Origin of the sequence: Alkalimonas collagenimarina, assembly GCF_030717845.1 — a bacterium.
In the GTDB taxonomy this organism is placed as follows: domain Bacteria; phylum Pseudomonadota; class Gammaproteobacteria; order Enterobacterales; family Alteromonadaceae; genus Alkalimonas; species Alkalimonas collagenimarina.
On record NZ_JAUZVZ010000006.1, the window covers coordinates 146,089 to 166,845 of the forward strand.

Consider the following 20,757-nt stretch of genomic DNA (forward strand, 5'->3'; position numbering starts at 1 on the left):
AACCCCCGCTGGCTCTGTGCCACCGAAACGGAGCCTTACACCATGTCGACCACTGATTTTTCTACTCTTTCTTTAACCCCAGCTCTGTTGTCTACCCTGCAGGAACTGAATTACCAGCAGATGACGCCTATTCAGCAGCAAAGCCTGCCTGCCATTTTGGCTGGTCAGGATGTGATTGCCCAAGCACAAACCGGCTCCGGCAAAACGGCTGTGTTTGCGCTTGGCATGTTGTCGGCACTGAAAGTAAAACGCTTCCGTATTCAGGGGCTGGTACTTTGCCCTACACGTGAACTGGCCGAGCAGGTCGCAAACGAGCTGCGCACCCTGGGCCGTAGCATCCACAATATTAAGGTACTGACCTTATGTGGAGGTGTGCCCAGCCGTCACCAAACGCTGTCACTGGAACATGGTGCTCATTTTATTGTTGGCACACCGGGCCGGGTACTCGATCATCTGCAGCAACAACGACTGGATTTATCCGAGCTAAGTATGCTGGTACTAGATGAAGCTGACCGCATGCTTGAAATGGGCTTTCAGGACGATGTTGCCACCATCGCTGCCGCCATGCCAGCCCAGCGACAAACACTACTATTCAGCGCTACCTATCCGGCTAAAATTGAACAGCTGGCCGCCAGCCTGATGCGAGATCCAATTCGCGTCTCTGTTGCGGCGAATCCGGCGCAAAACCAGATTGAACAACAGTTCTTTTCATTGGCGGGCAGCTCCCGCGAGCTGGCGGTGATGCTGTTGTTACAACAGTTTCAACCTGCCAGCTGTGTCGTGTTCTGTAACACCAAGCGCGTGACCCAACAACTGGCCGATGCTCTGCAACAACAAGGCTTCAGCGCCATGGCGCTGCACGGTGATTTAGAACAAAAAGATCGCGACCAAACCCTGCTGCAATTTGCCAATAAAAGCGCCCGTATTTTGGTCGCCACCGATGTAGCAGCTCGCGGGCTGGATATCAGTGAATTGGATTTGGTGATCAACGCTGAGTTGGCGCACGATACCGACACCCATACCCATCGCATTGGCCGCACCGGTCGCGCGGGTTTAAAAGGACAAGCGTTCACGCTGATTGATGGTAGCGATGATTACAAATTGAGCTTGTTGCAAGATGATATAAGCGACACCATCCAGCTGCAATCCTTGCCAGCCAAAGCGCTTTTGGATAAAACACCAGTTCAGGCTGACATGGTGACCATTCAAATTCAAGGCGGGAAGAAACAGAAACTGCGACCCGGAGATATTGTCGGTGCCTTAACGCGCGACCAACAAGTCGCCTTTGAGGATGTCGGTAAAATTCAGCTGCATGATTTATGGGCCTACGTCGCCGTGAAGCGCAGCGCGGCAAAAAAAGCGCTGCAAATTCTCAATCACGATAAAATGAAAGGTCGTAGCTTTCGGGCGTGGCAACTCTGAGCTACCAAAGCGGGAGAATCGCATTACCGCCCAGCAAGCCTGGATGAAGTTTTACGACAGTATTTGTAACTTGAGTGTATTCCAACCGGCCTGTCCCTCTGGGCAAGCCGGTTTGGGTTGACGGTTACAACTTAAAGCCCTGCAGCGATTCTTTCATTTTTGCCGCCATCTGCCGAAGCTCCTGACTGGCACCGGATAATTCGGTCGATTTTGCCGTTGTATCCTGCACTGCATTGGCAATGTGCTCCATGTTTTCATTGATGGTCGCAGATACCGTTGCCAGTTCTTCTGTCGCGCTGGCTAACTGGTCGTTAGCATCGGTAATGCTGGATACCGCAGTACTAATGCGCGTAAGCGTTGCACCCGCTTGCTGTGAGCGCTCAATCGTCTGCTGAGTTTCCTGCTGGCTATCGGCCATTGACTGTACCGCTTGCTCGGAGCCTTGCTGAATATCTTCGATCCGTTTATTGATACCCTGCGTCGACTCTTGCGACCGGCTCGCCAAGGTACGTACCTCGTCGGCCACTACAGCAAAGCCCCGACCCATTTCACCGGCCCGGGCTGCTTCAATCGCTGCATTGAGCGCCAGTAAATTAGTTTGCTCGGCAATGCTGCCAATCACATCGGTGACCGCTCCTACTTCTTCGCTGCGCTCTGACAACTGCTGAATCACCTCGCCCACCTGTTTGATTTTTAGGTTCAGGGCATTAATGGCTGTAATGGTTTCTTCTACCGCCAAGGTGCCGGAGCGTGTTTCATCATCCGCATCCCGAGCCGATTGCGCCGCTGAAGAGGCATTGCGTGCCATATCCTCGCAGGTCGCGGTCATTTCACTGACCGCTGTAGCCACCTGAGCGGTTTGATCCATCACGCTTTGCAAAATATGCTGCGTTTGCTGGCTGGTTTCATCCAGCATTTCAGATTGTCCGGCCAATTGCTCCGACATCTCACTTTGCTGGCGTATAATGTCGCGCAGCCGCTGCACCAAACTACTTAGTGCGGCCAGTAAGCTGCTGCTATCACCCGGTTTCAAGGCAAAGTCGACTCGAAAGTCACCGCTGGCCACTTGCTGCACCATCTCTCTCGCCGTTGCGACTTCTCCACCAAGCTGGGCTAATAACCAGCGACGAATATACAGCGATAAGCCAACGGTAATGGTAATGATCAACACCACCACCAGACCAATACGCAGTGCTAAGCTCCAGAACGTGGCTTTCACATCATCAATGTAAATGCCCGAGCCGAGCACCCAGCCCCATTGCGCATCACGATCAACAAACGATAACTTGGTATATCGCTCTTCAGTCACGCCACCGCCGGCGAGTGGCTTTGGCCACTCATATTCAACAAAACCAGAGCCATAACGATTGACCGCATCAACAAAACTGACAAATAAATTGGCATTATCCAGTCGCTGTGACTGGCTGCCATCTTTGCTGCGCATGTGGGTAGCATGCATAAAGTTAGGGCGGTCAAGAATGGTGCCATCAAGGCTGGGTACGGTTGGGTGCATGATCATGCGAGGAATGGGTCGGCCCATATCGTTGATCCAGACATACTCAGTACCATCATAACGAATGGCTTGGATTGCACGGAGCGCCTGTTGTTGCGCCTGCTCAGTACTCAGGGAGCCTTCTGTTTCAAGTCGCTGATAGTATTCTACAATACTCAAGCTGGCTTCTATAATCGCCATCACCCGAGCTTCCCGCCCCTCCATCAAGCTGGTGTTTAGCGCACTTAGTGCGACGGCAGCCAGCAGGATAAACCCCAACAAGGCCATCAATGGAATGGTCAGTAAACGGCCTGCAACGGTAGAAAAGAAATTCATCGCTTCATCCTCAGAAAGCTCACACTATGAATAATGACTGCTATGTCAGAATGTTAAGCTTAGCTCAGAACTTTTGTTTTGCCTTTAAACCATAGTCTAATTTTTTACGCCAGCAGCCTTATGAAACCAGCACTTTGCCGCAACGGGCTGCCAATGCTCTTGTACAACCGCCGGCATGCCTTTAATTTAGTTGTTTACTTGCTAAAAAGGGTTGCTATGCGTGCTTTGATCATTCCCTGTCTGCTTGCCATCAGTTGCATGGCCAGCACGTCAGTTCGCAGTGAACCACAGGTTCCTTTCTTTCCAGACAGCCAGTATCAGCCGGATGTTGCCACCGTGCAGCAGGTGTTAGGTTATCCGCTCGGTCAACGTATTTCTGACCCAGCTGCCATTGCGCGGTATTTTGAGCAACTAGCGGCCGATCACCCGGAACGGATCAAGTTGGTGCCCTACGCCGAAAGCTGGCAAAGCCGCCCATTGTTTTATGCCGTGATTGGCAGCCCAGAGCACATCGCTGAACTTGATCGCATTGAAGCCGATATGCGCAAGTTAGCTGACCCACGTACGCTATCAAATCGTGATGCCCGGCAATTGATGCAACAATTACCTGCCAGTGTCTGGATCGCCAGTACTCTGCATGGCAATGAAATCAGCCCAGCCGATGCCGCACTGGCATTGGCCTATCATTTATTGGCCGACCAGAGCGAACGCACGCAATCGATCTTAAACAACACCCTGGTCTATATCGACCCACTGCAAAACCCGGATGGCCATCACCGCTTTGTCAGCCGCTATTATGCCACCGTTGGTTTAACCCACTCGGCCGATCGGCTATCCGCTGAGCACAACGAGCCGTGGCCGAATGGCCGGACCAATCATTATCTATTCGACATGAATCGAGATTGGATTTCACTGACTCAACCTGAAATTCGTGGCCGGGTGCAGGCTCTGCAACAGATGTATCCACTGATTTTTGTCGACTCGCACGAAATGGGGGGTGATATGGGCTACTACTTCAGCCCCGAAGCCGAACCCTATAACCCACACATCGGCACACAGCAACGTGAAGCACTGAACTGGATTGGTCAGAACAATGCGCATTGGTTTGATGCGCTGGGCTATGACTACTTTACCCGGGAGATTTTTGACGCTTTTTATCCTGGCTACGGCGCCAGCTGGCCACTGTATTACGGCAGCATTGCCATGACCTATGAAATGGCATCTGCCCGCGGCCATCAGTTCCGTAAACGCGATGGCGATATCCTGACCTTTGCGGATAGTGTGCAACAAAATTTTGTCGCTTTTAAAGCAACGCTGGAAACCGCCAGCCAGCGGGGCCCTGAACTGCTCGAGCGCTTTTATCAGTACCGGGCCAATGCCATTGAGCAAGGGCAAAAAGGTTCGGTTCGCAGTTATATTTTCCCGGCGACCCGAGATCGGGCTGGCCATCAAAAACTGATGGGTACCTTAACGCAGCATGGCATCGAAGTCGGCCAGAGCACGCAGGCATTTACCGCCTGTGGCACGCGCTATGATGCCGGAGCTTATGTCATCAATGCCGCACAGCCAAGCTATCACCTGATCCGTACTTTGCTGGACGATACGGTACCGATGGATGCTGATTTTATTGCCCGGCAAGAAGAGCGCCGCGCCAACAACCTGCGTGATCAAATCTACGATGTCACGGCCTGGTCATTGCCATTGATGTACAACCTGGATGTGATGCCATGCAACCGCAACGTCTCAGTCTCGACTGCACCAGTAGGCCCTGACACCATTCTGGCCGGCCAGGTCAATCAAGCAGAAGCCGGCTTTGGCTTTATCGTCCCTTGGGGTGACATGGCAGCTGCCCGCTTTATGAGTGAAGCGCTGCAGCTAGGCCTACGCCTGAAAAGCTCGGATCTGCCTTTTACCCATCAAAATGGCACCCGCTACCCAGCCGGTAGCTTGATTTTGAGCCATAGCGACAACCCAGAGCAACTGGCCGCCACCGTGCAGCAGTTGGCTGTGCAAACGGGCGCGCATATTGATGGCATTGATAGCAGCTGGGTACTGGATGGCCCAAACTTTGGCTCGATGAATGTCAAAACCCTGCATCAACCCAACATCGCCATGCTATGGGATGAACCCACCAATCCGCTGAGTGCGGGCAGCGCCCGCTTTGTCATTGAACAAGGCATTAACTACCCGGTCACCGCCATTCGCCCTGCTCAGCTTCGCACTGCCGATTTAAGCCATTACCAGGTGCTTATTTTGCCGGCCACGGCACGGGGAAATTACCAACAAGCACTGGGCCAAGCTGGTCAGGCCAACATGCGCCATTTTGTCGAACGAGGCGGGGTGTTAATCACACTGGGGAATGCCACGGAGTGGCTGATCCAAGGTGAGACTCCGCTACTCAATAGTAAACGCGAATTCAAGGTCAATGAACACAACGGCAACAACGCTGATGAAAAACCACGGGTCAGTGGCCGGGTTATTGCCGATATGGCGGAATACCAGCAATTGCTGGTGCCACAAGAAGCCGATCCCGACTGGGTGCCCGGCTTTTTAGCGCGTACCAGCGTCGATCAAAACCACTGGCTAACGGCCGGCATAGCGCCGACACTGACCAGCCTTTATGTTGGCAATCAGGTTTATCAGCCACTGAGTATCAATCATGGCCGCAACGTGGTGACCTTTAAAGGAGCAGATGAGTTATTGGCCGGTGGCTTTGTCTGGGATGAGAATCGCCAACAAATTGCTCATAAACCGTTATTGATGGTGCAACCGCTGGGCCGTGGGCAAGTGATCGCCTTTACCCAAGAACCTAACTTCCGCGCCTATGTCGATGGCATGCACTTGCTGTACATCAATGCCATCTTTCGCGGTACCGCGCACGCCAATCCACTGCGTTAATCCTGCCCCTGCAATGACTGCATTGCAGGGGGCTTCCAGCTCTCCTGCAATGCTGCTTCCCTGAAATTCATCAAATCGTCATCAATGTCTATAATCATACATCATGATTAGGGCGCCCTGACTCGCCCGACACCCATCGCATGATGCTGGCATAAATTATGAATGACTACATTTTATACAGGCGAAAACAACCGAATCACGACCGGTCTTGCTTGTTTAAGCATCAAGTTGCACCCAAAAAGTGCAACCCCTGTTCCATAGACGTCACACTCGAGGGAGTATCTACCATGCCATTGAAAAAACAGTTTTTAAAAAGCCGCCCCGTTGTCAAAGTGACCTTTGAGATCCCGGCAGAAGCTGCCGGCCATGCAAAAGCCGCTTACTTGTTGTGCGAAGCACAGGGCTGGCAAAAAGAACCATTAAAACAGCTGAAAAACGGCAGCTTTAAAACCATGCTTGAATTGCCGACCGATCAGCAAGACGATTTTGAATTTCGTTATTGCCTGCTCGATGAACATGGAGAAGAACACTACGATAACGACTGGCAAGCCGATACCTATCGGCCCGGCGCGCTGGGCGTAGACAACTCCGTGGTTCGTGTGCGAAATTAACGGTACTGCGATCGGTATCTTGCTGCCACAAAACGGATTGAAGTGATCGATTGACTCACTTTCATCATACTGGGTAAGCTATGCAGCCAACCTAAGGATGATTATGAGTAAAAGCAACGGCCACAATGTGTTTGGCGATCCATTATTGGCTTGCTGTCTGCATGCAGTCACTGAAGAGTCAGCTCATCCTTGAGCCGCCTCTATAACGACTTTTACCGCAATGGCCCGAATCACCGTGCAGGAGCCGATGTCAGCTTTGCCGATATTGTGAAGTTGTTTGGCTTTCGCGGCATTCGGGTGGGTCGCTGGGTCACAGCCGAAGAGCAACACATTGCCGCCAACTTATTTTTTGATGCGCTGTGCGATCTGCAGCAATTACTGCAGGTGCCAGCAAAGGTCATCTCTCTCAACCAGACGCTCACCTTAACCTTTGGTATTGGTGGCCAGCCCGGTGTCTGTGCACACTATCAGCCTCGAGGCCGTATTTTGGCACTGGCGAAAAATGCCGGTGCGGGTAGCCTCGCTCATGAATGGTTTCATGCCTTTGACCATTACATCGCGCCAAAGCTCTTTCCATCAGCTCACGCCCATCATTTTGCCAGCCGATGCTTTATCAATCAGCATGCCTTTCACCCTCATCCATTAAGCCATATCTTGTTAGAGGGTTATAAAACGCTACTGTTATCCGCAGATGGCCAACAGCCTAGTGCGTTTTTCAATCGCTGCATCCAACTTGATAAAGCGCGCCAGCAATTGTATTTGTCGCAACCAGAAGAACTCTGCGCCCGAGCTTTTGAAGCCATGCTGCAAGCGCAGCCACTGAAAAATCACTTTTTGGTCAGTGGCACCCGACAAAGTGAATTGGCCAAGGCAGGGGCCTACCCCAATCAGGCCGAGTTAGATGCTCTTGGAGACCACTGGTTTCGCTACTTCGCTCTACTGGGCAACGCCATTAATGCGCAACCCTAATCAGCGCATGAGTTTTTTATTGAAAAAGCGTGGCATTTACTGTGATTCCAGCTATGGTAGTTTTATCACTTAAAGCAGGAGCTGCTTATGCCCATTAACACCGATCTTAATGCCGAAATTCGTATTTTAAATTTATACAACCTGGATAGTGTGCGCGAAGGACTCAAAGTCCACCATGAGGCCGACACCGATACCAAAGCGGCTATTCAACGCTTGCACCAAAAAGGCTTGCTGACCCAACCTGATGGCGGCTACCTAACCGATCTGGGAGTGCACTGCGCTGAACAGCTACAATCCGCTCTGCGAATATTAACCACGCCAAATAACTAATTCTCATTAGTCCGCTTGCCCCCCCCACCGCCAGCGACACCAATATGGATGTCGCTGAAAGGGATTAAAGGTACAACACAGCTACTACCGATGGCGGGAAAACATTGATAGCTGACTCCGGTAGCAAATTGCTGTGTCAGCTGTTTTCTCAATGATTGTCTCAAATATCGCCTGATCTTAGCCTAGTTAGATGCAATCAATTAGACATAAAAAAAACATTTTTTCAACATTGAGCTTTGTGCTAGCATGCTTCGCTACAAAATTTGATAAGGACTTTCTATGCAATTCAAACTTACTCTGTGTGCTGCATTAGTAGCGGCCACCTCTGCGGTTGCAGACAGCAATTCGGATATTAACTGGAACTATGTATCTGCTGGCTATGCCAAAGCCAACATCAAGTTGGATGCTGCTGATTTTGGTGAGCGCAATCGCTTTAAACCGGATGGCTGGCAGTTACAAGGCAGCTATTTATTGACTGAGCGGCTTTATTTGCGTGGTCGCTACGATCGGGTCACTGGTGACTTGCTGAATGTTAGTGCCAAATCAGAGCAAAGCTGGCTAAGCTTAGGCCTGCGTCAGCAAATTATGCCAGGTCTGGATACCTTTTTTGAAGGCGGGTATGCCAAAGAGTCAGCCTCCTCCGATATCCTCTTTATGGATGATATCGCGCTGCGTTATCGCGACTCTGGCAGTGGCTATCAACTTGGTGCAGGCGTACGTTACATGGCAACACCAGAGCTTGAGCTAGGTGCAGCTTTAAGACATATCAATGTTTCGGGGCTCGATAGCTCTACTTTGGGTGAGCTTAATGCAAGTTTTCGTTTAAACACTCAGTTTGCAATCTACGGCAACTTTTTGTTTGAAAGCGATAACTCACTGCTGGGTGTGGGTATCAGCTACCACTTCTGATAAAACAACAAGGGCTATCCGTAGACAGCCCTTGGTTGATTTAGCAATGCATTGTGCTTAAGCCACTTTATTGGCTTGGTGCTCAATAGTTGCCTTGTCGTTACTGCCATTGATGGCAATTTGTTTTGGCTTCATTTTTTCTGGGATCTCTTTCGTCAGGCTGATGGTCAGTAAACCATCGTCGCTGCTGGCGTTGGTCACCTCGACAAATTCGGCCAAATTGAATTTTCGCTCGAAGGAGCGGTTGGCAATGCCGCGATGCAAGTACTGACGCTGCTCTTTGCTATCGTTTGCTTTACTGCCTTTGACGGTCAGTACGCCTTGCTCGACTTCGATGCTGAGTTCGTCCCGGCTGAAGCCTGCTACGGCCAGTGTAATGGCATAGCGGTTTTCATCCAGCACTTCGATGTTGTATGGAGGATAGCCGTTGTTGTTCTGATCAGAGCGCAAGGCGTGATCCAATAAAGAGGCAAAACGGTCGAAACCGATGCTGCTGCGGTACAGTGGGCTAAAATCTATTGAGTTCATAACATATTCTCCGAAAAGCAATACGAGTTGTGATTAAGGGTACTCTCTTAGAGACCTACCCCGTCATCACTGTATATAAGGGCTATGAACTCGTTTTCAAGTTGCACTGACGAAAAAATTGTTCAGTTTTGCTGCATCATGTCCATCATCTGCTGCAGCTGTTCAGGATCCATGCCCTCTTCATCATGCAGCATCATTTGCTGTATCAGCTGGTCTTGAAACCCTGCGGCGGCTTTTTTATCGGCTTCGGTCATGCACTGCTCCAGCAAGTTGATGACTTGCATGGCTTGCGCCATTTCGGCTTCTTGCTCTGCTCGCATGTCATCTGGTAAGTGCTCCAGCATCTGATGCGACATTTCTAGCATGGGCTTGCTCATTTCCAGTAGGGGCCAGCTGATCTTTAAACTCAGCTCAAGAAACTCGGCGGGCTGAAAGCCGTATTGTTTGATAATTGCTTCCATGCCTTGAATGTAACCGGCATCCAACTCTTGTGCCTTTAACGATTGGTAATGGCGCGGCCAATCGCAATGCGACTCCAATACCATATCCTTGCTATCGTTGTCTGGGTGCCGTTCTTCAAACGCCATAAGCTCCGGCTGCATCGCCAGATAACGCTCAACGTTGTCTTTGGTTAAGATGGTTTTAGCCCACACCGGCATGGCGAGCAAAGCAAATACAACCAGTAAAATCGGGGTTAATTTATTCATAATGCTTGTTCCTTGTTGCATTTTAGCAAACAAATCGTAGTTTATCCGACTTCGGTAGTCGCTGCCAGTGCCTTTTATTTGAGCTGCGGTGGCAGACAGGCTACACTGCCGCTTTTATTGAGTAGGGCCTAAGGATGGCGTTAAAAGCAACTGTATTTAAAGTCCAATTGAATATTGCCGACATGGACCGTGGCTACTACGCCGATCATAGTTTGACCTTGGCACAGCACCCTTCTGAAACCGATACACGCATGATGGTCCGTTTATTGGCCTTTGCCTTAAATGCCTCGGATACCCTTGCCTTCACGAAAGGGCTCAGCTCAGAAGCGGATGAACCGGAGTTATGGGATCAATCGCTCTCTGGTGAAGTAAACCTGTGGGTCGAGTTTGGTCAACCCGATGAAAAATGGCTGCGAAAAGCCTGTGGTCGGGCCAAAAAGGTACAGCTCTATTGTTATGGTGGTCGCAGCACCGCTGTCTGGTGGCAGCAGCAAGCCCCGAACCTGCAGCGCTATCAGAATTTAGCCATATCGGAGTTTGCGGAATCGGAAGTTCAACAGTTGGCGGCGATGGTCAATCGAAGCATGGAGTTACAATGCACCATTACCGAAGGTCAGGTATGGCTGAGTAACCAACAGCATAATGTGCATTTGACGCCACTTTGCTTAAAACAATAATACGGCCAAGTTCATCAGAGATTCATAAAGTATGATTCATTCTCTAGTCTTTTAGGCTCTCAGTGCATAGCACTTTCGGCCAGTAGCTTCTAAAATTGAAGGGGCGGCTATTATGACTCACATCATTTTTAAACTGACTGCTCACATTGAGCATCTCGAGTGTAGTAAGGGATTATTATGCGATCACAGCGTTTTCTTTTTGTAGCCTCTGCTACGTGTTTCATGATCACACATCTACTGCTTATGGCGCAGGCTATCGCGTCCGAGCCGGTTATTCTAAATGTTCACTATGGCGATCAGCAGCAAGCATTGACCCTGACAGACCTCGATGCTATGCCGCAACAGCAGGCGTCTTTTCAGGCTGCCTGGGGACCTAAAGGTCAATGGCAAGGGGTCTATTTGCATCAATTGTTGCAGCACTATGAGCTACAGGGCTTTCAGGACATTCGCTTAAATGCACTGAATGAATACCGTATTCGCCTGACTCAGCAAGACATTGAACAAGGCCAACCGATTTTGGCAACACGCTTTAATGGCGAACCGATACCACTGGAAAAAAATGGCCCGATAATTTTAATTTGGCCGCAACAGGCTGAACAGGTGCTCATTGGAACCGCACCATTGGTACTCTGGATTTGGAGCCTGTCTGAGATACGAGTTCGCCCCTAATGCTGACAATGCGTTCGATTAAGCTCACCAAAGCGATTGCCTTGGTATTGATTGGCTACAGCTTGGTTGCGATGGCGAGTTGTAGCTGGATTTGGCATGCCAAAGTGAATATGCAGCAACGTCCAGCCTTGCGCGTGATTGATGTTGGCAGGCAGATTGAGATGCTAAACCGAGAGGTGTCAGCCTATGCTGAAGCGCTCACCCACCAGAGTAATGCTGAGTTGACTCAGTCATTATGGAGCCGGATCCAGGCCCGGCAACGCACCATTCAAGGGTTATTGCATCAGTTTGTCGATTTGGAAAGTAATTTCAAAGTGCTTGAACGGCAAATTCAGCAACTTCAGCACGTTGTTGAACATGAAAAGCAGCATATTGACCCTCAAGCACTGCAACAAATGGTGGAGTGGATCCAGGAAGACATGGATATATTTACCAGCGATGTACACCGCTCGTTGCAGGAAATCATCGCGGGGCAAACCAACGCCTTGCATCGTTATGGCAATGCAGTGGCTTGGCTGAGTATCGGTGTTTTCTCCATCGGCTTTGTATTGCTGTTGCTCTTTATCCTACTTAGCAAACAAAATCGTCAATTGAATAAACTCGCCTCCGAAGATGGTTTAACCGGCCTGCATAATCGGCGCAGTGCCATGCTGCAAGGTGAGTTACTATGCGCCATGGCGCAACGCAATCATCAACCAATAACCCTGGTATTGCTGGATGTCGACCACTTTAAACAAGTAAACGATGTCTATGGCCACCCGGCAGGTGATAAAGCACTGCAAATGTTGGCTCAATTGATGAAAGCCTATGCCCGGCGTACCACGGATGTGCTGGCCCGCATTGGTGGTGAAGAGTTTATGCTGCTGATGCCAGATACCGACGAAGAAGTCGCGGAGCAGTTGTGCAAGGTGCTGTTGAATGCACTCGCAGAAACGAAAGTGAGCGATGAACAGGCTTTTCACATCACCGCCAGTATGGGGCTGGCTTGCAGTGAACAGGGGAAGTACCACTTTGACGAACTGTACCGTCAGGCGGATAAAGCCCTGTATCAAGCCAAAGCACAGGGCCGTAACCAACTGGTGGTATTTCAACAAGATTAAAAAAGCCCGCGACATGCGCGGGCTGGCTTCTCCACTTACAGTGGTTAGAAGCTGTACGACACCGAGGTGTAGTAGAAGCGCCCAATATTGTTGTAAGCCGCTGTAGTACCAGTAGTGCCGGTAGTTACACCAGGCAGGCTGCGATCAAACACGTTATCAATACCAACCGCCAACTGCACGCCGCTGGCAAACTGATAGCCCAGACGTAAATCCGTCACAAAGTAGCTACCATAATTCATGATATCGCTAGGATCCGGATTGATAGCCAGCTCCTGCTGACGGTACAGCGAGACATTGTCGATAAAGCGTGTTTTCCAGCTTGCCGTCCAGACATCGTAACGGTAATTGATACTCAGGTTGGTTTGCCAACGCGCATCCCCGACTGTTCCGGCGTATTGGTCAAACTCTTCCGGGCTGTCCTGGAACGAGAAGGTTTTTCTGGAATCGAGATAAGTACCAATCAGCTTGGTGTTAAAACGACCGCCCAGTGCATCAAAATCATAGCCCAGCTCAAAATCGACGCCTTCAGCGGTCAATGCCGCCACATTCTGAGTAATTGAGGTGATCAACGTCAGCTCACTCTGATCATTCCGCTCGATTAAAGCACAGAATTGATTGTTGGTGCCACTTGCTGAATCAACGCATTTGTTCAGAATATTCTGCGCCGACACCGCAGAGATAGCATCGTCTATCTCAATAGACCAGTAATCCAGGGTCGCGCTAAAGCCCGGTAACCAGTCTGGCTGATACACCAAACCAACCGTGTAACTGGTAGACTTCTCTTCGGTTAAATCCGGATTACCACCACTCAAACCTTCGATGGTTGATGCGGTCGCTTGCGGATCAAAGTTTTCAGGGATACCCAGTGCCGCACAATTGATACGTCGGGTTTCACTCTGCACCTCATCAACACCGCAAGGGTCTGTGACCCGGAAGAAGGTTTGATTTTGTGGCCCATACAGTTCACCAATGTTCGGCGCCCGTAAGGCTTCAGAATAGGTTGCCCGCGCCCGCAGCTGCGAGTTCAGGTGCCAATCCAAACCAGTTTTCCAGCTGACAGCACTGCCGATGGTGCTGTAATCGGCGTAACGCACGGCGACATCAAACACCAGATCCTGAATCAGCGGTAAATCAGCCAACAGTGGTATCGAGACTTCCCCGAATACTTCGTTTACCTCAAAGCTGCCTTTTTCATACTGCAATGAATTCAGAAAGGTTGCGCCAGTAGCGGCAAAGCTATCCGGAACACTTTCACTTTCTTCTTTACGGTATTCGGCACCCATAGATACACCGACATAACCGGCAGGAAGCTCAAATAAACCGCTGTTGTTTAAGTGGCCGCTAAGCACCGTCTGGCGGACAGTACTGTTGCTGTATGAGTTGGTGTTGAACCAGTTGCGCGCCTCGGCATTAATGGCATTGTCACCAAAGATGCTGGTGGGTACACAGCCATTGGCGCGCGCTAGCTCGTCACGACAAACTATTTCATTACCGACCACAATCGCATCGATCGATTGAGCAAAATTGGTACGGATCAGGTTGTTGCGGTTGATCTGCTCCAGCTTGGTTTCACCAAAAACACCGTAAAGCTCGTAGTTCCAGTCAAGTCCCAGGGCACCTTCGATACCAGCCACAAAGCGAGACGTGGTGCGGGTATTGTTTTCCAACCGGCGGCCAGCATCTTGCTGGAAGCGGTGTACGGCAATTTCATTGATGCCATACGCATCCATCAGTTGTACCAGGCTTGGATCCAGGTAGGCATTGTCGCGCCCAACCATTAAAGCACTGTCGTATTCGAAGAAGGATGGCTGCCCTTCGCTGTCGCCTTTGCTGCGAACAAACTTGGCTTCGGCATAGATCAGGGTATCCGGCGTCAGTTCAAAGTTGATTTTGCTGTTCACATTAAAGCGATTAAAGGCTGGCTGTAAATCGGTGTAACGGCGTAAATCTAACAACTCACAATCAGAGCAACGTCCCCACTGGCCATAAGTGGTGCCTAAGTCCTGAGCACGGACACTGCCATCTGGATTAAAGATAAACCAGTCGATGCTTCCGCTGTCTGACTCTAGGTAGAAATTGCCTGCTGTCGAGCTGTCGTACCAGCCGGCATTGGCCACGGTGATGGTATCCGGGATGCCATCATGTATCCAGTTGCCATCGGCATCGCGATAATCGCCGTCGTCTGGGTTGCGCACTGCCATATAGGATGTGCGTGTCTGGCGACGCTGGGTGGCATTCATACCACGCTGGCCGGACACTTCTGCCGAGATGGCAAAGTTACCGCGATCATCGGCAAAGTTGGTACCGAACGAGCCGGTTAGCTTGTGGTTGCGGTACGGGTTGTCTTCAGCAGTGCCCAGCATGGCCTGCACATCAAACCCTTCAATGTTGCGCTTTAACTTGAAGTTCACCACGCCAGTAACCGCATCGGCACCATAAACCGCAGAGGCACCACCGGTGATGATTTCGACCGATTCAATCCAGGCCGTAGGAATGGCGTTGGTATCTACCGCCGCAGAGCCAGCACTGCTGGACACATGACGCTTGCCATCCACCAGCACCAGAGTACGGGATGCGCCCATACCACGTAAATCCAGCAAACTTAAACCAGCCGTACCAATGAAGCGGCCTGAGTTGGCCAATGAGTAAGTAGCGGCTAACGATGGCAGTACATTGAGCACTTCACCAATATTCATGGCGCCAGTTTCAACCAGATCCCGGCCGCTGATCACCGTCACCGGTGATGGAGCCACAGCACCTTCACGTAGAATGCGCGAGCCAGTTACCTGAATCCGCTCTGGCGCCGCGGCGACGTCACTGCTGGTGGCATCTGCTCCGGCCAAAGCCGGAAACATTACAGCACTGCTACCGAGCAGGCCAATCTGCATCGCCCGATGCAGTGATGAATTACTAAATTTAGTGTTGCGCATAACAGCTCCCTGAAAGATACGACCAGTTGTTGCACTGGTTAAAAGCGTTGCACTGCGCATGCAGACAACGATGGCTTTACCCAAAATGGGCGCATTGTAAGGAAAGATGGCGCAGGATCCAGCAAAAACGGCCAGAAAAAAACCGTTCGATGAATTGTTATGCAGGTTTAGTCGGATAATTATACAGAGTGGTGGTATATCAAGCACCACTCTGTACTGTTCATAAGCTAAAGTGCAGCTTGATACCGGGCAAAAGCTTGCGTTAGATCGGCAATTAAATCGTCCGGATCTTCCAGGCCAATATGCAAACGGATCAAAGGCCCTTGGTGTGGCCACTGGCTGGCAGTACGTAGTTTTTGTACATTCAGGGTAGGTGAAATCAGGCTTTCGTAGCCACCCCAGGAAAAGCCCATTTTAAAATATTGCATGCCTTCAACAAAAGCGGCCACGGCTTTGGCACCGCCTTGCTTTAAGGCGAATGAAAACAGGCCGTTACTGCCGCTGAAATCACGCTTAAACGCCTCATGGCCTGGGTTGCTGCTAAACGCTGGATGACGGACCGTTTCCACGTCTGGCCGGTCGGCCAGCCAACGAGCAATCTGCAGCGCATTGTGTTCGTGTTGCTGCAACCGAATCCCTAAAGTGCGTAACCCACGACTCGCCTGATAGACATCATCGGCCGAGGCGCAGTAACCTAACACATAGCTGTGCTCACGTAATTGCGGCCAGTGCTTTTCATTGGCACTGGCGGTACCCAGCATCACATCGGAATGGCCGACGATGTACTTGGTTGCCGCCTGAATGGAGATATCGACCCCCATCTCGAATGGCCGGCATAAAATCGGTGAAGCCCAGGTATTGTCGAGAATGGTCACGATTCCATGCTGCTGTGCTATGTTGCAGATAGCTGGCACATCCTGTACTTCCATCGTCAAAGAGCCCGGCGACTCCAGAAAAATTACCTTGGTCGATGGCCGGATCAACTCCACAATGCCAGCACCAAGCATGGGATCATAGTACTCGGTGTCGATGCCCATCGGCCGTAAAATCTTTTCACATAAAGCCCGGGTGGGTTCATACACCGAGTCCACCATCAGCAGATGATCGCCTGATTGTAAGAACGAGAGCAAAGCACCACTCACAGCGGCCGCACCACATGGATACAAAGCACAACCAGCACCACCTTCCAGCTCACACATCGCCTCTTGAAACGCGAAATGCGTTGCTGTGCCGCGACGGCCATAAAAAGGGACTCGATTGCCTTTATGCTGGCTGGCATGCGCCAGCTCTGCCATGGTGTCAAAGGTAATAGTAGAAGCTCTGACTACCGGAGGATTCACCGCTTGACCAACCCACTTTTTGCCGCGGCCTGCTTGAATGAGGTGTGTATTTTTCTTCATGCAACAACTCCTTAAACGCCAAGTTCGGGCTCAGCACCTTCACGATCCTATAATCTTTCATCATGGTACTGCTTTTGGTCGCCCAGATCATCTGTCAGACCAAAGTTGCAAGGAAATTCATGGAGTTCTGGTCTATGATTAATGGCATCACGTATACATGAAGTACGACATTGTAGTTGAGTCGTTACTAATAAGAAGCTGAAAAAGCCAGCATCATTATAAAAATAAGTATCGATGTATAAGGATAGAGACAACACAAATTAAAATCCCTAGGAGAAACTATATGCGTACTTTTCGTGTCACGCCCCTGGCCATCGCCATCACTTCCATACTAACAACCCCACTGGTGGTTGCTGATGATGATACTGCTGCTGAGCGAGTTGAGACCATAGTGGTCACAGGTACCCGCGTTGCTGGCCGCACAATTTCCGATACCGCAGTACCGGTCGACTTAGTTCGCTCCGATGTATTGGAGCGCTCTGGCACCACCGAACTTAATCAAGCGTTGTCGGTTGCTTTACCATCCTTTAACTTTCCCCGGCCAGGCCTTGCCGATGGTACCGATACCATTCGTCCCGCTACACTACGTGGTTTATCACCGGATCAGTCCTTGGTATTGGTGAACTCAAAACGACGCCATGCTGCCGCACTGGTGAACGTGAATGGTACCGTTGGCCGGGGCGCTTCCGCAGTGGATCTGAATACTATCCCCATGGGAGCCATTAGCGCCATTGAAGTGTTGCGCGATGGTGCATCCGCCCAATATGGCTCTGATGCCATAGCCGGGGTTATGAACGTACGCTTACGTGAAGCAGCCGATGGAGGTTCCGTGACGCTAGGCTATAGCTTGCGGGATACCAGTTACACCACACCGACCACCCCACCTCCGGAAGGGGCGACCTGGAGTGCCCCGAGCGAACTAAAACGCAGCCGCAGTGATGGTGAAACCATTACCCTGTCTGGCTGGAAAGGCTTTGAGTTGGGCAATAACGGTTTTTTGACCGTTTCAGCTGAGTACAAAGATCAAGAACGTACGGAACGTGGAGGCTGGGATTATCGACAACAATACCCTCTGCTGGCAGATGGTAGCTTCGATCCCCGTGAGCAAAGCTTTAACCGCTTTAGTGCTTGGTATGGTGAGCCAGAAATGGAGCAGTGGACCTTATTTGCCAATGCAGGCGTCACCACGGATAACGGCAAACTCTATGGCTGGGCAAGTTATCAGAATCGTCAAGCCACCTCTGGAGGCTTTTACCGGCCAGCCAATGATGCCAGAAACGTGCCTGAGATATACCCAGACGGCTTCTTGCCGCTTATTTCACCAGATGTGGATGACTTCAGTGCCGCCTTTGGTTATGAGTGGGATTGGGGTGAATGGCAATTGGATACCTCTGTGGTCTATGGCTCCAATAAAATGGCCTTTACCATTGAAAATACACTCAACCGCTCCTTTGGCCCAGCCAGCCAAACCGAATTTGATGCCGGTGGTTATAAATACAATCAATGGGTCTACAACTTATCGGGGGTAAAAGCCATTGATGTCGATGGCCTTGCCTCAGCGCTTAACCTGGCACTTGGCGTGGAGGCTCGTCGCGAAAGCTATTCGATCTTTGCTGGCGAACCTCAATCCTATCAAAATGGTGGTGTATTGTTGCCAAATGGCAACCCAACCGCCTCGGGTTCTCAGGTATTCCCTGGCTTTCGACCATCCAATGAAGTTGACGAAAGCCGGACCGCCATCGGTGCCTATATCGATCTTGAAGCGAATATAACCGATCAATGGCTGGCATCGGCTGCCTTACGAGCGGAACGTTACTCCGACTTTGGCAGTAACCTATCCGGTAAGTTTGCCACCCGCTATGATTTCACCGACACCTTTGCACTTCGCGGCTCAGTGCAAAACGGCTTTCGCGCACCATCGCTGCAGCAACAAAACTTTACGGCTACTTCGACCAACTTTATCGGCGGTATTCCGTTTGATATCACCACCTTCCCCGTCAATGATCCGGTGGCGGTAGCTCTTGGAGCTCGGGAGCTGGATGCGGAGAAATCGATTAATTTTTCGCTCGGTGCTGTGATGCGCTTTGATACCGTCACCATTACCGTGGATGCTTACCGCATCGATATTGATGATCGCATCGTTTTGTCAGAGAACCTGACGCAGCCGAATGTGCGAGACTTTCTGGAATCACAAGGCTTTATCGGCATAGGTGGCGGCCGCTTCTTCATTAATGGGGTCGATACCGAAACACAAGGTGTGGATGTGGTGATCAACTGGCCAGTGTTGACCGATACTATGGGCAACTTTGACTTTACATTAGTGGGTAACCTAAATAGTACCAAAGTCACGCGAGTACCTGAAACAGCCGAACTAGCTGCATTGGATCCTGCTCCAGTGCTGTTTGATCGAGTAAATGTGCTCACCTTTGAGAAAGGCAATCCCAAAGACAAATTCGGTGCCATTGTTAACTGGGCTCATGATCGCTTTGGCGCCACCTTAAAAGCCACTCGCTACGGGGAAGTATTGACACCAAATGCCAACCCAATCAACGACTTTACATTGGGCTCAAAAGTTTTGGTTGATTTAGAGGGGCGCTACCAGGTAACGGATAATATGCGGATAGCGTTTGGGGCAGATAATCTGTTCGATACATATCCGGATGCATTCCCAATCAACTTGAATACAACAGGAGCAACCGCTTTCTCTAACTACTCCCCCTTTGGTCGTTCTGGCCGGATGTTGTATGCACGCCTAAGCTATGATTTTTAAGGTTTAGTCGGGCAGTATAAAGGCGCCAATTGGCGCCTTTATACTCAATACAGACCAACAAGTAACTACTGCGATAAACCATGAATATCGGCCAATGGGATCAGCGTTTCCAGTGCCGGTTTGGCAAAATAATACCCTTGCATATACCGCACTCCCAATGACACTAAATATGCCAATTCTTCCGCACTCTCAATGCCTTCGGCAAGCACCTTGGTGCCTTGTAGCTCGCATTCAGCCAAGGTGCTTTCCACTATTAATTGCTTAGCAGGGCTTTGGTCAATATCACGGATCAGCGACATATCGAGCTTTAATATGTGCGGCCTGAGTTCGCGCAGCCATTCTTGGTTGGCAAAGCCAGAACCATAGTCGTCAATGGCGGTTAAAAAGCCATGCTTGGCATAACTTCTAAAAATCCTATTTAAGTGCGCTTTGTCCGGGATCTCTTCGCTTTCAATGACTTCAAAAATAATGTTTTTCTTATTAAAGCCATACAAGTCGCATGCTTCGAGCGTGGCTTTGATGCAGGTTTCCGGGTTGTACACTGCATTGGGCATAAAGTTGATATTTAAATAACTATCACAGCCAAGTCGTGCCGCTGTTTCAATCGCTTTCACCCGGCAGGCCTGATCAAAATAATACCGGTTATCACAGGTGATCCGCTCGAACACCCAGCCTGCACCTTGTCCTTCCGGGCCACGTACTAAGGCTTCATGCGCAAAAATAGATTGGGTTTGCCAGTCGATAATGGGCTGAAACGCCATTTTTATTTGAAAACCAAGCGACTGGCCACTCAAGCAATCTCTGCAAGTTTGCTGTTTTATACTGGTCGGAAACTCCATGCGCCCCCCGCGTTGTGTTGCATGAACCTTTAGTATAGCTATAAATCAGTGACAGTTGCACAGCTATTGAGCCTAAACTTCTGTATTTACATCGGTTCCCTATCCCCCTTCGCTGGCAAAACATACCAGCACTGACACCTGAGTCAGAGCCATGTATACTAATACGCATT

16 protein-coding genes are annotated in these 20,757 nt (G+C 50.3%); 10 read left to right on the forward strand and 6 right to left on the reverse strand.

Annotated features, from left to right (window positions below):
- The first annotated feature begins 42 nt into the window (after positions 1 to 42).
- Positions 43 to 1,422, forward strand: a complete 1,380-nt coding sequence (gene dbpA / locus Q3O60_RS05825) for an ATP-dependent RNA helicase DbpA (protein ID WP_305892961.1) — start codon at positions 43 to 45, stop codon at positions 1,420 to 1,422.
- Positions 1,423 to 1,546: 124 nt separating this feature from the next.
- On the opposite strand, the gene Q3O60_RS05830 is transcribed toward dbpA, so the two are convergent.
- Positions 1,547 to 3,250: a methyl-accepting chemotaxis protein gene (locus Q3O60_RS05830; RefSeq protein WP_305892962.1), complete on the reverse strand. Its 1,704-nt coding sequence runs from the start codon at positions 3,248 to 3,250 to the stop codon at positions 1,547 to 1,549.
- Positions 3,251 to 3,466: 216 nt separating this feature from the next.
- On the opposite strand from Q3O60_RS05830, the gene Q3O60_RS05835 reads away from it, so the two are divergent.
- The 5 genes from Q3O60_RS05835 (at position 3,467) to Q3O60_RS05855 (ending at position 8,967) form a co-directional block, all read left to right on the forward strand.
- A complete protein-coding gene (locus Q3O60_RS05835; protein WP_305892963.1) occupies positions 3,467 to 6,148 on the forward strand; it encodes a M14 family zinc carboxypeptidase in 2,682 nt (893 codons plus the stop codon).
- Between the two features lie 287 nt (positions 6,149 to 6,435).
- Positions 6,436 to 6,759, forward strand: coding sequence for an early set domain-containing protein (locus Q3O60_RS05840; RefSeq protein ID WP_305892964.1), 324 nt, complete (start codon positions 6,436 to 6,438; stop codon positions 6,757 to 6,759).
- A gap of 189 nt (positions 6,760 to 6,948) precedes the next feature.
- Entirely contained in the window at positions 6,949 to 7,728 is a 780-nt protein-coding gene (locus Q3O60_RS05845) for a CLCA_X family protein (protein ID WP_305892965.1), read from the forward strand.
- A gap of 87 nt (positions 7,729 to 7,815) precedes the next feature.
- Positions 7,816 to 8,058 carry a TIGR02647 family protein gene (locus Q3O60_RS05850; RefSeq protein WP_305892966.1) on the forward strand — a complete coding sequence of 81 codons (243 nt, stop codon included), beginning with the start codon at positions 7,816 to 7,818 and terminating at the stop codon, positions 8,056 to 8,058.
- Between the two features lie 279 nt (positions 8,059 to 8,337).
- A complete protein-coding gene (locus tag Q3O60_RS05855) occupies positions 8,338 to 8,967 on the forward strand; it encodes an outer membrane protein (RefSeq protein ID WP_305892967.1) in 630 nt (209 codons plus the stop codon).
- Between the two features lie 57 nt (positions 8,968 to 9,024).
- On the opposite strand, the gene Q3O60_RS05860 is transcribed toward Q3O60_RS05855, so the two are convergent.
- A complete protein-coding gene (locus tag Q3O60_RS05860; RefSeq protein WP_305892968.1) occupies positions 9,025 to 9,495 on the reverse strand; it encodes an Hsp20 family protein in 471 nt (156 codons plus the stop codon).
- Positions 9,496 to 9,617: 122 nt separating this feature from the next.
- Positions 9,618 to 10,202, reverse strand: a complete 585-nt coding sequence (locus Q3O60_RS05865; protein ID WP_305892969.1) for a hypothetical protein — start codon at positions 10,200 to 10,202, stop codon at positions 9,618 to 9,620.
- Between the two features lie 134 nt (positions 10,203 to 10,336).
- On the opposite strand from Q3O60_RS05865, the gene Q3O60_RS05870 reads away from it, so the two are divergent.
- The 3 genes from Q3O60_RS05870 (at position 10,337) to Q3O60_RS05880 (ending at position 12,648) form a co-directional block, all read left to right on the forward strand.
- Positions 10,337 to 10,879 carry a YaeQ family protein gene (locus Q3O60_RS05870; RefSeq protein WP_305892970.1) on the forward strand — a complete coding sequence of 181 codons (543 nt, stop codon included), beginning with the start codon at positions 10,337 to 10,339 and terminating at the stop codon, positions 10,877 to 10,879.
- A 222-nt stretch (positions 10,880 to 11,101) separates the two neighbouring features.
- A complete protein-coding gene (locus Q3O60_RS05875) occupies positions 11,102 to 11,548 on the forward strand; it encodes a molybdopterin-dependent oxidoreductase (protein WP_305892971.1) in 447 nt (148 codons plus the stop codon).
- Positions 11,548 to 12,648, forward strand: coding sequence for a GGDEF domain-containing protein (locus Q3O60_RS05880; protein WP_305892972.1), 1,101 nt, complete (start codon positions 11,548 to 11,550; stop codon positions 12,646 to 12,648). Before Q3O60_RS05875 ends, Q3O60_RS05880 begins: the two co-directional genes overlap by 1 nt.
- A 44-nt stretch (positions 12,649 to 12,692) precedes the next feature.
- Here Q3O60_RS05880 and Q3O60_RS05885 read toward each other — a convergent pair whose 3' ends face one another.
- Both Q3O60_RS05885 and Q3O60_RS05890 read right to left on the reverse strand, forming a co-directional pair.
- Entirely contained in the window at positions 12,693 to 15,503 is a 2,811-nt protein-coding gene (locus tag Q3O60_RS05885; RefSeq protein WP_305893004.1) for a TonB-dependent receptor domain-containing protein, read from the reverse strand.
- Positions 15,504 to 15,805: 302 nt separating this feature from the next.
- On the reverse strand, positions 15,806 to 16,978 hold the full coding sequence (locus tag Q3O60_RS05890) for a cystathionine beta-lyase (protein WP_305892973.1): 1,173 nt from the start codon (positions 16,976 to 16,978) through the stop codon (positions 15,806 to 15,808).
- Positions 16,979 to 17,261: 283 nt separating this feature from the next.
- Between Q3O60_RS05890 and Q3O60_RS05895 the strand changes: the two genes are divergently transcribed.
- Positions 17,262 to 19,748 carry a TonB-dependent receptor plug domain-containing protein gene (locus tag Q3O60_RS05895; RefSeq protein ID WP_305892974.1) on the forward strand — a complete coding sequence of 829 codons (2,487 nt, stop codon included), beginning with the start codon at positions 17,262 to 17,264 and terminating at the stop codon, positions 19,746 to 19,748.
- Positions 19,749 to 19,813: 65 nt separating this feature from the next.
- On the opposite strand, the gene Q3O60_RS05900 is transcribed toward Q3O60_RS05895, so the two are convergent.
- On the reverse strand, positions 19,814 to 20,587 hold the full coding sequence (locus Q3O60_RS05900; RefSeq protein ID WP_305892975.1) for an EAL domain-containing protein: 774 nt from the start codon (positions 20,585 to 20,587) through the stop codon (positions 19,814 to 19,816).
- Positions 20,588 to 20,757 lie beyond the last annotated feature (170 nt).